12 protein-coding genes are annotated in these 12,986 nt (G+C 63.9%); 8 read left to right on the plus strand and 4 right to left on the minus strand.

Going from position 1 to position 12,986, the window contains the following annotated elements; translation table 11 throughout:
- Positions 1-375: 375 nt before the first annotated feature.
- Complete coding sequence (locus tag QX039_RS32520) at positions 376-1,011, plus strand: hypothetical protein (RefSeq protein WP_315741257.1); 636 nt, start codon at positions 376-378, stop codon at positions 1,009-1,011.
- A 650-nt stretch (positions 1,012-1,661) separates the two neighbouring features.
- Here QX039_RS32520 and QX039_RS32525 read toward each other — a convergent pair.
- From QX039_RS32525 to QX039_RS32535, 3 genes are all read right to left on the minus strand, one after another.
- Complete coding sequence (locus QX039_RS32525) at positions 1,662-2,954, minus strand: TRAP transporter large permease (RefSeq protein WP_315741256.1); 1,293 nt, start codon at positions 2,952-2,954, stop codon at positions 1,662-1,664.
- Positions 2,945-3,490: a TRAP transporter small permease gene (locus QX039_RS32530; protein ID WP_315741255.1), complete on the minus strand. Its 546-nt coding sequence runs from the start codon at positions 3,488-3,490 to the stop codon at positions 2,945-2,947. Before QX039_RS32530 ends, QX039_RS32525 begins: the two co-directional genes overlap by 10 nt.
- Positions 3,491-3,565: 75 nt before the next feature.
- A complete protein-coding gene (locus QX039_RS32535; protein WP_315741254.1) occupies positions 3,566-4,537 on the minus strand; it encodes a TRAP transporter substrate-binding protein in 972 nt (323 codons plus the stop codon).
- Positions 4,538-5,003: 466 nt separating this feature from the next.
- Between QX039_RS32535 and QX039_RS32540 the strand changes: the two genes are divergently transcribed.
- From QX039_RS32540 to ptsN, 7 genes are all read left to right on the plus strand, one after another.
- Positions 5,004-5,618: a ribonuclease D gene (locus QX039_RS32540; RefSeq protein ID WP_315741253.1), complete on the plus strand. Its 615-nt coding sequence runs from the start codon at positions 5,004-5,006 to the stop codon at positions 5,616-5,618.
- A 159-nt stretch (positions 5,619-5,777) separates the two neighbouring features.
- Entirely contained in the window at positions 5,778-6,479 is a 702-nt protein-coding gene (gene lptC, locus QX039_RS32545; protein WP_315716868.1) for an LPS export ABC transporter periplasmic protein LptC, read from the plus strand.
- A gap of 4 nt (positions 6,480-6,483) precedes the next feature.
- Positions 6,484-7,170: an LptA/OstA family protein gene (locus tag QX039_RS32550; RefSeq protein WP_315741252.1), complete on the plus strand. Its 687-nt coding sequence runs from the start codon at positions 6,484-6,486 to the stop codon at positions 7,168-7,170.
- Positions 7,171-7,524: 354 nt separating this feature from the next.
- On the plus strand, positions 7,525-8,538 hold the full coding sequence (gene lptB, locus QX039_RS32555; RefSeq protein ID WP_315741251.1) for an LPS export ABC transporter ATP-binding protein: 1,014 nt from the start codon (positions 7,525-7,527) through the stop codon (positions 8,536-8,538).
- Between the two features lie 212 nt (positions 8,539-8,750).
- Positions 8,751-10,388, plus strand: coding sequence for an RNA polymerase factor sigma-54 (gene rpoN, locus QX039_RS32560; protein WP_315741250.1), 1,638 nt, complete (start codon positions 8,751-8,753; stop codon positions 10,386-10,388).
- Between the two features lie 72 nt (positions 10,389-10,460).
- Positions 10,461-11,063 carry a ribosome hibernation-promoting factor, HPF/YfiA family gene (hpf, locus tag QX039_RS32565; protein ID WP_315741249.1) on the plus strand — a complete coding sequence of 201 codons (603 nt, stop codon included), beginning with the start codon at positions 10,461-10,463 and terminating at the stop codon, positions 11,061-11,063.
- A gap of 328 nt (positions 11,064-11,391) precedes the next feature.
- Entirely contained in the window at positions 11,392-11,853 is a 462-nt protein-coding gene (ptsN, locus tag QX039_RS32570; protein ID WP_315716874.1) for a PTS IIA-like nitrogen regulatory protein PtsN, read from the plus strand.
- On the opposite strand, the gene QX039_RS32575 is transcribed toward ptsN, so the two are convergent.
- Entirely contained in the window at positions 11,814-12,686 is an 873-nt protein-coding gene (locus tag QX039_RS32575) for a hypothetical protein (RefSeq protein WP_315774174.1), read from the minus strand. The genes ptsN and QX039_RS32575 overlap by 40 nt on opposite strands.
- Between the last annotated feature and the right edge of the window lie 300 nt (positions 12,687-12,986).

Raw genomic sequence — 12,986 nt, forward strand, 5'->3', positions numbered from 1 at the left:
TCGCCGCTCTTGAACGGCCGATTCGTCATGCCCCCAAATCTTACCGTGAACACTGAGTTCTTGCCCAGCCTCGACGGCGCAACGTTTCAGCATGCGACATAATAACTCGACGGGCTGCCTCAAACAGGTAGTCCTCGAAACCATTATCGCAGCCGTCAAACGTCGGTCCCTCGGGGGGCTGCCGTGACAGAAATCTGGGTTGATTGCACAACAATCCTGGCGGGATGAAGCCGTAGCCGAAGTGTTTATCAATCGCCGCACCTGGCGGGGATCATGCTGCGCAGATATCATTGAAATGTTGTTGGAGTTCTGAAGTAGATCACATCTGGTGCAGGTGACGGTCCAGGCTTTGCTGCCGCACAGGGAGCGATAACAATGGCATCAGCGTACGGATACGGTAATCTAAAGAGATTCAGCGACGAGTGGGACGAATTACATAAGAATCCAAAGAGCGATGAAATTGAATGGATCAGCGCAAGTCGCGCCTTGCAGATGTTAAAGAGCCTCCAACTTTCGATCGCAACGCGGCGGATCTGTGAGCGAGCTAACCATGGACTTATCCGTGCTCGTGCTGAACGCCTTCAAATAAATGAGAAGCAGTTCGAGGATAGGGACATTCCCCGTGCGTTTTGGTGGGCTCACGGAGAGATCGCGCTAAAACAACAATGGGATTCCGGCGACTTTTCCACTTGGCTGGATAGCAAGATTCAGATCTTTGCGTACGGCGTGAAGTTTGATCGTGCCGCGATCGAGAAGATTTTGCCGGTGGAAGCCGTGAAGCCTGAAGTTGTTCCGCTCGTAGCTGGCGGTCGTCCACCGGCTGAGTGGTGGGATGACCTATGGGTCGAGATATGCCGACAGCTATACGAGGGCGACCTGAAACCAGAGAAGCAAGCTGACATCGAACAGGTCATGCTTACGTGGCTCACGGCCAAGGGCCACAATGCCAATGAAAGTACCGTGCGGCCGCGTGCCCGCAAGTTGTGGGCAGCCATAAAAGGCAAAAACTAGGTTTCTGGCCCTTTCTACTCTTACCTGCCCGACGTTAGGCCCGAACTTCCGCATGATGATCAGCACATTACTGGTGCGTTGCAGCGCCGACCGTAGCGGTTGACGCTCGCCTGCATCGGTTAGCGCTACTGGCCCCAATACGGGAGAGATCGGAAATGAGCTCGCGCGACAGGTTCGACAGCTTCAATAAGGTTGTTGTGGCCGTTGCCACCCTGATCACTGCTATCACTGGCGCCGCCAGCGTCGGCCACACCATAGGCTGGTGGTGATGCTCTAGATATCGCGAATTTGATCCAGCAAAGGCACGAATATCTATGATGATGAGTCGGTGTTTGCCGGGTCGACCTTCCAGAGCAGCCATAGGCTAAAGGTGACGAAATGTCTGGAGCAAGAAGCCGGCGCCCTTGATCGACTTAATCCCGTAGTGAATTTCTTACGCGACCCTTCCACTCATAACCGGTGTCGTCCCCGCGAACGCGGGGACCCATACCGCGTGATGTCTGAAATGGGCAGTCGGCACGTTCCGCGTGCCCCACTCCGTTCGGTGGTTATGGGTCCCGGATCTGCGCCCGCCGACGCGTTGCGTCGGCAGGCTTGTCCGGGACGACAGCGGAGCATGTGGCTGTCACGCCAACGACCGCCCAGTCCAGCTATCCCTTGTAGCCCATCAACAGGCGCGGCAGCCACAGTGAGAAGGCGGGGACGTAGGTCACGAACATCAGGGCGGCGATCAGCGCGGCGTAGAACGGCAGGATGGTGCGCATGACGGCGCCGACCGAGATGCCGCCGATGGCGCAGCCGACGAACTGGGTGGTTCCGACCGGCGGGGTGTTGAGGCCGAGCGCGCAGTTGATCAGCATCAGCATGCCGAACTGCACCGGATCCATGCCGGCCTTCATCGCGATCGGCAGGAAGATCGGGGTGCAGATCAGGATCGTCGCCGCCATGTCCATGAACGTGCCGAGCAGGAACAGGATGATGTTGATGAGCAGGAAGATCATCCAGGGCTGCGTCGAGACCTTGCTCATCAGATCGCCGGCGAAATCGGCGACCTCGTAGAGTCCCATCAGGTACTGGAACATCGTGGACACGCCGATCAGCAGCAGCACCACGCCGGTGGTCTTGACGGCCTTGGCGGCAGCCCGCAGGAAGTTCTGCAGGGTCATGGTGCGGTAGATGAAGAACGTCAGCAGGATCGTGTAGGTGACGGCGACGGCCGCGGACTCGGTGGCCGTGAACACGCCGGACAGGATGCCCGCCAGGATGATGCCGACGATCAAGAGGCCGGGCAGCGCCGCCGCGAACGAGCGGAACACCTCCGCCCAGCCGGGAAACTTGCCCGCGGGATAGCCGCGCTTCACGGCGACCGCGTAGGCGGCGACCAGCATGCAGACCATCAGCACGAGCGCCGGAAGAAGACCGGCGGCGATCAGCGCGCCGATCGACACCTTGCCGCCGGCGGCGAGCGCATAGATGATCATGTTGTGGCTGGTCGGCATCAGGGCGCCGACCAGCGAGGCGTGGGTGGTGACGTTGACGGCGTAGTCGGTGTCGAACCCTTCCTTCTTCATCATCGGGATCATCACCGCGCCCATCGCCGACACGTCGGCCACGGGAGAGCCGGAGACCCCGCCGAACAGCGTGCAGGCGACGACGTTCGACATGCCGAGCCCGCCGCGGATGTGACCGACGAGATTCTTGGCGAGCTGCACGATCTTGTCGGCGACGCCGCCATGCAGCATCAGCTCGCCGCTGAAGACGAAGAACGGGATGGCGAGGAACGAGAAGATGTTCATCCCCGACATCATCTGCTGGAAGATGACGGCAACCGGCAGGCCTTCATAGAGGATGGTGCAGATCGCCGAAAGGCCGATCGCAAACGCAACGGGAACGCCGAGGACCAGGAAGCCGAAGAAGGTGACGCCGAGAATGATCAGTTCCATGACGGGACGACCTCTTCGCCGCGCAAGAGAGCCATGATGTGCTCGATGGAAAACATGACGATCAGGATTCCCGAAGCGATCAGCGGCACGTAGCGGACGACTTCGGGCAGGCCGAGATTGGCGATCTTCACGGTGCCCACGGAGGCGCCGAGGATCCAGCCGTTGTAGGCCATCGCGACGCCGAACATCGCGACCAGCACGTGGATGACGAGCTCGATCTTTTCCCGCATATGATCCGGCAGCATCACGAGGAGGCTGTCCATGCCGATATGGCCGGCGTCGCGAACGCCGACGGCGGCGCCGATCAGCGTGACATAGAGGATCAGGACCAGCGCCAGATTCTCTGTCCAGGTCGGGCTGGAGTTGAGAACGTAGCGTCCGAACACCTGGTAGAAGACGATGGTGACGATGACGAGCAGGCCGGCGACGGACAGATACATGCCGACGCGCGCGATGACGGCGTTGATCCGCGAGAGCAGGCCGGTCGACGGACGTCCCTCCTGCTGCTCGTGGTCTCCAACATGAGGATCTGTCATTCCCGGCCCTCCCTGGCCTGAGTCCGGTGCCGCCGCACGGCGACGCCGGACCCGGTCCCTATTTTTATGTGGTTCTTACTTGGTGTCTTGGATGCGCTTGACGAGGCTCGAGAGCTTCTCGTCGCCGGCGAACTTCTGGTACACCGGCTTCATCGCGTCGACGAATTCCTGCTTGTTGGCGATCGTCACGACCTGGACGCCGGCGGCCTCGACGGCCTTGCGGGAGGTCTGCTCGCGCTCGTCCCAGAGCTTGCGCATGACCGGCACGGAGTCCTTGGCCGCCTTGCGGATCATCGCCTGATCCTCCTTGCTCAAGGTGTCCCAGACCTTCTTGGACATCACGAGGACTTCGGGCGCCAGCGAGTGCTCGGTGACGTTGTAGAACTTGGCGGCCTCGAAGTGACGCGAGGACTCGTAGGACGGCCAGTTGTTCTCGGCGGCGTCGACGAGGCCGGTCTTGAGCGCGGTGTAGACCTCGCCATAGGGCATCGGGGTCGGGTTGGCGCCGAGGCTCTGGATCATGCCGACCCAGAGGTCGGACTGCTGGACGCGAATCTTCAGGCCCTTGAGATCGGCGAGCGACTTCACCGGCGCCTTGACCGTGTAGATCGAGCGCGCGCCGCTGTCGTAATAGGCCAGGCCGACCAGGCCGGCGGGCTCCATGGCGGCCAGGATCTCATCGCCGATCGGCCCGTCCAGGACATTGCGCATATGCTGCGTGTCGCGGAACACGAAGGGCAGGCACAGCGCGACGGTCTCCGGCACGAAATTGTTGAGCGGCGACGAGTTGATCCGCATCATGTCGAGCGCGCCGATCTTGAGCTGCTCGATCGTGTCCTTCTCGGAGCCGAGGGCGCCGTTCGGAAACACCTTGACGCCAAGCTTGCCGCCGCTCGCGGTTGCGAGCTGCTTGCCCATGAACTTGACGGCTTCGACGGTCGGATAATCGGCGGGGTGCACATCGGCGGAGCGGAAATCGCGCGCGGTCGCCAAAGGCGACGAGACCGCCAGCACAGCGGCCGCAATGATACCTGTAAGTGCCTTCATCTTGGCTTCCTCCTCAATTGATTATGTCGTTGTTGTTGGGCAGATGCTGCAGGCCGCCTTGGGTCGCTGCACTCCAGATGCGAAGTCATGCGACAATATCACGCGTACGGCCAGTGGCATTTTCTGTCCAAGCCAAAGGCGGCATCGATCAATGCAAGAGTTGCATCGATCGATTGGGTGCGATCTGGCGCGATGCAACCAGCGGGTCGACCGCCTCAATGACGAAGGCGCCGCCTCGAACGGCCGCGGAGACATTGCCGGCGCCACCTCAGATGCGATCACCTGGCCCTGTCCGGCCCTTGCGCCCGGGCGGCGGGGCTGGCATTCCCACGGCTGATCTCCGGACCGGCCCGGCGGGTTTGCCGGTTGGTTACCAGCGCCGGGCTACAGCCGGTTCCCGAGCGCTTCCCGCGGCGTTGCTCCGGCCCGTCGCGTCCGATTTCGATTCGACGAGGTTTTGAGAGCCATGACCGTACGCCTGCACCGCGGCGACCTGCCCGATCTTTCCCGCTACACCACCTCGGTGGCGATCGACACCGAGACCATGGGGCTCAATCCGCACCGCGACCGGCTGTGCGTGGTGCAGCTGTCGCCCGGCGACGGCTCGGCCGACGTGGTGCAGATCCCCAAGGGGCACACCGATGCGCCGAACCTGAAGGCGCTGCTCGGCAACCCGGACATCACCAAAATCTTCCACTTCGCGCGCTTCGACGTCGCGGCGCTGTTTCACGCGTTCGGGGTGATGCCGCAGCCGGTCTATTGCACCAAGATCGCCTCGCGGCTGGCGCGCACCTATACCGACCGCCATGGTCTCAAGGACCTCGTGCGCGAGCTGCTCAATGTCGATCTCTCCAAGCAGCAGCAGTCGAGCGACTGGGGCGCCGAGCAGCTCAGCGAGCCGCAGCTCGCTTATGCTGCCTCCGACGTGCTGCATCTGCATGCGCTGCGCGAAAAGCTCGACGGGATGCTGGCGCGCGAAGGGCGGCTGGCGTTGGCGCAGGCCTGCTTCGCGTTCCTGCCGCACCGGGCGACGCTCGATCTGGGCGGATTCGAGGCTGAGGACATCTTCGCGCATTCCTGAGGGGGGCGAATCGCAGCCGCGTTCACGATCATTAATGTCTCGTAATGATCGCGAGGCCCCTGCGTCGCGATTTAGCGCCAGTTCCAGGCTGCAATGGTGGGGCCCCCCATGGTAGGATGGGTGCTGTTTCGCGCGCATCCCGTGTCCGTCGGAGCCCTGGTGAACTCGGTCCACAACCCCGCCTATGATCCCACCCTGCAGGCGCGCTTCGCGGTCGCGGCGCGCCACAGCCGCTTCGTGCGCGTGCTGCGGGTCGCGGTGCCGGCGGCGGTGGGACTGGCGATGGCGGTCGTGATCGGCATCGCGCTGTTCAATCCGTTCCACATGGAGATCAACACCCCGAATCTCACCGGCAACCTCGTCATCTCCGGCCGCAAGATCACGATGGAGACGCCGCATCTGACCGGCTTCACCCCGGACCAGCGGCCGTATGATCTCGTCGCCCGGAGCGCGGTGCAGGACCTCACCGATCCCGATCACGTCGAGCTCAACATCCTCCGCGCCAAGGTGCTGATGGAGGATCAGTCGACGGTGACCTTGAAGGCGAATACCGGCGTGTTCGACACCAAGCAGCAGCAGCTAGAGCTGACGAAGGACATCCTGCTGACGACGTCGACGGGCTACGAGGCGCGTCTGAGCCGCGCCTCGGTCGACATGGCCAAGGGCACCGTGAGCTCGGACGAGCGCGTCGACGTCAAGCTCACCAACGGTACGCTTTCTGCCGACCGCCTGCGCATCACCGACAATGGCGAGGTCATCCGCTTCGAGGGCAATGTGATGATGAACCTCGACAACATGAATGCCGCTCCGGCCACGACGGCGAGCGCCGATCCCGGCCGTCCGGCCCGCAACGTGAAGTGAGCTCATGACGACGTGTCGTTTCATTCCCGTAGCGATTCGCGGCGCCGGCTTCGCCGCGCTGGCGTTGCTCGCGCTTGCCGACTCATCGCAGGCGCAGAGCGCGACCACCGGTGTTCCGAACGCGCTGCAGGGATTTTCCCAGAACCGCGACCAGCCGATCCAGATCGAGGCCGCTGCGCTCGAGATGCGCGACAAGAAGAAGGAGGCGACCTTCACCGGCAACGTCAAGGTCGTGCAGGGCGATACCACCATGACCTCGAAGTCGCTGGTGGTGTTCTACGACGGCGGCGCCCAGCAGGGCGGCGCCAAGGCGACCAAGGCGACGCCGGCTGCGACGCCAGGGCCGGATGGCAGCTCGGCGATTCGCCGTCTCGAGGCGCGCGGCGACGTCAAGGTGACGCAGAAGGACCAGGTCGTGACCGGCGAGACCGCGGTCTACGACACCAAGACCAACATGATCTCGATGCAGGGCGGCGTGGTGCTGACCCAGTGCAAGAACGTGATGCGCGGCGACCGGCTGACGGTCGACATGACGACCGGCGTGTCGCGGGTCGAGTCGGACAGCGGGCGCGGGGTGCAGGTGCTGCTGCCGCAGGCGGGCGCGGGCGCGGGCGGCGGCTGCGGCCCGTCGACGGCCTCGGCGCCGGGCGGCGCCGGGCCGCTGCAGCTCGGTCCAGGCAAATCGAAGTGACTTCAATTATTTAGCAAAACACCGGCGGCCCAGTTGAACCGCGCCGCTGCTGCCTCTATCTAGCGAGCGGGCGGTTCTGTCGCAGGACCGATGCAACGGGAGGCCGTGGAACCCGTTGCGTGGCTGCGAAAGAGTGATGCCGGACACGATTGCGATCTTGCGATCGGTCGCCTGCGTGGGGCGACCGCGACTTCGCCGTCAGACGACGAACTCCGGAGCGCGGCCTCCCGCGCTTTGGCCGGCCTCGCGCTCCCTGTGATCCGCGAGAGGTGAGATGCGTTCGCTCGCGGTGGGCGGGCGAGCCAGCGCTGCGGTCGATGACGGGCAGCCTCGAAGGGCGTAAGCGAAGCGGGGATGGTGGATCTACTCGGCATGTTTCGTGGGCGTCCCGCCAAGCGCGGCCAGCGAGGCTCCTCGCGCCGGCGCGACGACATCACGGCCATGGACGATCCGTTCGGCAATTCCTACAGCGATGATCCGCTCGCCGCGCTCGCCGACTCCGTGCGCGATGAAACGGTGCCACGCATCAATCCGCGCTCGCCGCAGAACACCGAGCAGATCCAGCGCAAGCGGCCGGCCTCGCAGCCGATGCCAGCCAAGCCGCGCAACAATGGCGCGGGGGGCGGTCCGCAACTGCTGCGCCGGCCGGGCTTCCTCGCCGTGCACTCGATCGAGAAGAGCTTTGGCAGCCGCCAGGTCGTGCGCGGCGTGTCGATCTATGTCCGCCGCGGCGAGGCCGTCGGCCTGCTCGGGCCGAACGGCGCCGGCAAGACCACCGTGTTCTACATGATCACCGGCCTGATCAAGGCCGATCGCGGCGCCATCGAGCTCGATGGCCATGACGTCACGCGGCTGCCGATGTATCAGCGCGCGCGGCTCGGCATCGGCTACCTGCCGCAGGAGGCCTCGATCTTCCGCGGCCTCACCGTCGAGCAGAACATCCGCGCCGTGCTCGAAGTGGTCGAGCCGTCGCGCAAGAAGCGCGAGCGCGAGCTCGACGCGCTGCTGGAAGAATTCACCATCACGCGGCTGCGCAAGTCGCCGTCGATCGCGCTGTCCGGCGGCGAGCGCCGCCGCGTCGAGATCGCGCGCGCGCTGGCGACGCGCCCGAACTACATGCTGCTCGACGAGCCGTTCGCCGGCATCGATCCGATCGCGGTCGGCGACATTCAGCAGCTGGTGCGCCATCTCACCAACCGCGGCATCGGCGTGCTCATCACCGACCACAACGTCCGCGAGACGCTCGGCCTCACCGACCGCGCCTACATCGTCTATGCTGGGCAGATTCTCACCGAAGGCAGCCCGGAGGAGATCGTCGCCGATCCCGACGTGCGCCGGCTGTATCTCGGTGAGGAATTCCGGCTGTAGGATTGCCGACGCGGTGCTTGTCGGCTTTTGTCGTCTGCGCGACATCAGGCGGAAACGCTACGATTGACGTTGTTTCCAGCAGGTTCGCGATGGCCGGTAACCTCGTCTTCTCCGCGCGCCATACTCCGTTTTTCTTATTCGTCAAGCCGTGTACATCGTGCGCGGATTAGGATAAGCAAGAATTGGACCAGTAAGGGAATGTTCTTGCTCCCATGGCGTTGACGCAGAGATTAGAATTCCGCCAGTCGCAGTCGCTGGTGATGACGCCGCAGCTGATGCAGGCGATCAAGCTGCTGCAACTGTCCAATCTCGACCTCTCCACGTTCGTCGAAGAGGAGCTGGAGCGCAATCCGCTGCTGGAGCGCGCGAGCGACGGTCCGGAAGCGCCGGTCGCCGGCGAGCAGCAGATGTCCGAGCGCGCCGAGTTCTCGGAAGGCAGCGAAGCCAACGGCGACGATTTCGGCGAGGGCGCGAGCGGCGGCGGCGAGAGCTTCGAGGGCGCCCAGGAAGACTGGATGAGCCGCGATCTCGGCACCCGTACGGAGATCGAACAGACGCTCGACACCGGGCTCGACAACGTGTTCTCCGAGGAGCCGGCTGAGGCCGCCGCGCGCACCGCGCAGGACGCAGCGCCGACCACTTACACCGAATGGGGTGGCGGCGCCTCCGGTGACGAGGACTACAATCTCGAAGCCTTTGTCGCGGCCGAGACCACGCTGTCGGATCATCTCGCCGAGCAGGCGGCGGTGGCCTTCACCGCGCCGGCGGACCGCATGATCGGCCAGTACCTGATCGATCTCGTCGACGAGGCCGGCTATCTGCCGGCCGACCTCGGCCAGGCCGCCGACCGCCTCGGCGCCGAGCAGGCCGACGTCGATGCCGTGCTCGGCGTGCTGCAGACCTTCGATCCGCCGGGCATCTGCGCGCGCAACTTGAGCGAATGTCTCGCGATCCAGCTGCGCGAGCTCGACCGCTATGACCCGGCGATGCAGGCGCTGGTCGAGCATCTCGATCTGCTGGCGAAGCGCGACTTCGTTGCCCTTCGCAAGTTGTGCGCCGTCGACGACGAGGACCTCGTCGACATGATCGGCGAGATCCGCAGGCTCGATCCGAAGCCGGGGCTGAAGTTCGGCACCACGCGCACGCAGACCATGGTGCCCGACGTCTACGTCCGTCCCGGTCCCGACGGCGGCTGGCTGGTCGAGCTCAACAGCGACACGCTGCCGCGCGTCCTCGTGAATCAGGTCTATTACTCCGAGCTGTCGAAGACGATCCGAAAGGACGGCGACAAGTCCTACTTCACCGACTGCCTGCAGAACGCGACGTGGCTGGTGCGCGCGCTCGATCAGCGCGCCCGCACGATCCTGAAAGTGGCGACCGAGATCGTGCGCCAGCAGGACGGCTTCTTCACCCATGGTGTCGCGCATCTGCGTCCGCTCAACTTGAAGGCCGTTGCGGATGCGATCCAGATGCACGAATCGACCGTGTCGCGCGTTACCGCCAACAAATACATGGCGACCAATCGCGGCACGTTCGAGCTGAAATATTTCTTCACCGCCTCGATCGCATCGGCCGATGGCGGCGAGGCGCATTCGGCAGAGGCCGTGCGTCACCACATCAAGCAACTGATCGATGCGGAAGATCCCTCCGCAATTCTCTCCGATGATACGATCGTCGAGAAGCTGCGCGCCGCGGGCATCGACATCGCCCGCCGCACGGTCGCGAAATACCGGGAGGCGATGCGGATCCCGTCCTCGGTGCAGCGCCGCCGCGATAAGCAGAGCATGCTGGCGCATGCCCTCTCGGCCCCCGCCAGCGCCGACCGCACCCGGGATACCGCGTCAGTTTGACCGCTGCGCAAGATTGCGCCTTCACCAAATAGGCTTAGTGTCATACTTGGTTCACATGAATCGAGGCGGCACATGACCCTGCGGATTTCCGGAAAGAGCATCAGCGTCAGCGAAGCGCTGCGTGGGCGCGTCAGCGAGCGCACCGACGAGGTCTTGCGAAAATACTTCGACGGCAACTATTCCGGCCATGTCACGCTCTCCAAGGACGGTTTCGGGTTCAAGACCGATTGCGCGCTGCACCTCGATTCGGGCATCACGCTCGAGGCCGAATCGAACGCGCCGGACGCCTATGCCAGCGCCGACCAGGCGCTCTTGATGATCGAGAAGCGCCTACGCCGCTACAAGAGCCGGCTGAAGGACCGCTCGGGGCGCAAATCCCATGCCGCCAATGCAGCGCTCGCCAATCTCGACGGCGCGGTGCTGGATGCGCCGAGCTACGTGATCGAGGCGCCGGCCGAGGGCGACGAGGAGATCACCGGCTACAGCCCGGTGATCATCGCCGAGAACACCACGGCGTTGAAGCGCCTGTCGGTGTCCGAAGCCGTGATGGAGCTCGATCTTTCGGGGGCACCCTGCATGGTGTTTCAGCACGGCTCCAGCGGCCGGGTGAACATCATCTACCGCCGCGCCGACGGAAATATCGGCTGGGTCGATCCGCCGGCGGTGAAGCCGTAGTCCCGCGGATGCGTTCCAGGGATCTTCCGGCGGCGCGAAAACCGGTTCCCGATCAGGCGGTTGGCCGACCGGTTGCGACGTCACGCCACGGCAATGAACAGATGCGATCAAGCGGTTGGGGCGCTGGCGCCTTCAGGCCGCCACGCTCCGGCGATCTTTAAGGATAGGCTGCGGGAACACGCTTGCGGGTGTTGGCACGGCCGTTGCGTTGGGGTAGAAGCCCCACCCATCGGACACGGGTTAAGCCCGCCTGCCGCCTCAGCTTCTTGACGCCGGTCTGTCCCGACCTATTTCGCACCCTGACGGTTCAATCACCTCGGAACGCCCTATGCCGATTACCGATCTGGTCGCACCCGAGGCGATCGTGCCGGCTTTGAAGGTCATCAGTAAGAAGCAGGCGCTGCAGGAGCTGGCAGCGCGCGCGGCTGCGCTGACCGGGCAGAACGAGCGCAACGTGTTCGAAGTCCTGCTGCAGCGGGAGAAGCTCGGAACCACGGCCGTCGGCTACGGCGTCGCGATTCCCCACGGCAAGCTGCCGAAGCTGGAGAAGCTGTTCGGCCTGTTCGCCCGGCTGGAGCGGCCGATCGATTTCGAAGCCATGGACGGCCAGCCGGTCGATCTCGTGTTCCTGCTGCTGGCGCCGGAAGGCGCCGGTGCCGACCATCTGAAGGCCCTGGCGCGGATCGCCCGCCTGCTCCGCGACCAGGATGTCGCCAAGAAGCTCCGCGCCTCGCGCGACGCCCAGGCGATCTATTCGGTGCTGGCGCTGCCGCCCGCTTCCGCGGCCTGACGTCGTATCGCGCCGCCCTGCAACGACCGAGAAAGCCTGCTGACGAGCCTCCGCGCGGCCCCGAGCCCGTTCGTCCGAGCGCACGTGGGCAACGGCGTCGGCTCGTAGCCGAACTCGACGACGAGCTCCTGGAATGCCTCGCTGCGGAGCAGGTCGAAATGATGCGGCATCATTCGCTCCTTGTAGATGCCGACCTTCCGGCCGCGTCCCGACGACGTCAGGCCGCGGCCGAGCACGTCGAGCTCCGCGGCCGTCTTGCGCGGAAGTCCCAGGTAGTCGCAGATGCGGTTAAGGACAGGAAACGACGACCGCGCCACGTCGTCGATCGCGAGCTCTGAATAGAGCTCTTCGAACTTCACGGTCAGGCAGGCTGGCGAGTCCAGCCAGCTCATGAACTTCTTGATGCCCGATCGGGGCAAAGAGAGGAGGGTCGATGTGATTCGGGAGGCGTCGTCGGGGTGAGCGGCCGATCCGGCCGACCGCAGATAGGCGTTCCACTTCCGCATCTTCGGGTAGGCCGCCGAGTGGTAGACGAAGTCGACCCAGCTCACGACGATGTCGCGGGGGTCGCGGACGATGAACAGCATCTTGTGTTCCGGTCTGCCCAGGAGATATTGCTCGAGATAGGGACAATACTCGGTGTGCGAGGCGCAGGAGTAGCCGGAGCGCAGGGCCGACGCCCAGAGCGGGGCCGGAAGCGCGCGTCCGTAGTCGAGCGAACCGTCGGGATTCAGCTTGCTGATCGATGACGTGTAGGTGTGATAGCCGACATCGACATGACCGCCCAGCGCTCTGACGAGTTCGACCAGCAGGTACGTCCCCGCTTTCGGCACGCTGTTGCAGATGACGTAGTAAGGGCTCGGCCCCGGCGGAGGACTGTCAAGAAAGACGTGCCGGTTCGGTAGGGTCCCGAGTGCAAGTTCTCGAAAGACGCCTGCATCAAGCCGTGATCCATGCATTTGCCATCCCTACACATGCTCGTCACACAGCGGACTAGCGCGTGCCGCAACAGGGACAACTTAAGGATTGGACACCTTCGCCTTAAACCGGGTCGGATTGTATCTGGTTGTCAAATCGACCGTTACGGACATCGACGGAAACAAATTTCTCAAAAGCACTTCGGCAGCCGCTTC

The organism is Bradyrhizobium sp. SZCCHNR1043, from assembly GCF_032489675.1.
Taxonomy (GTDB): Bacteria; Pseudomonadota; Alphaproteobacteria; order Rhizobiales; family Xanthobacteraceae; genus Bradyrhizobium.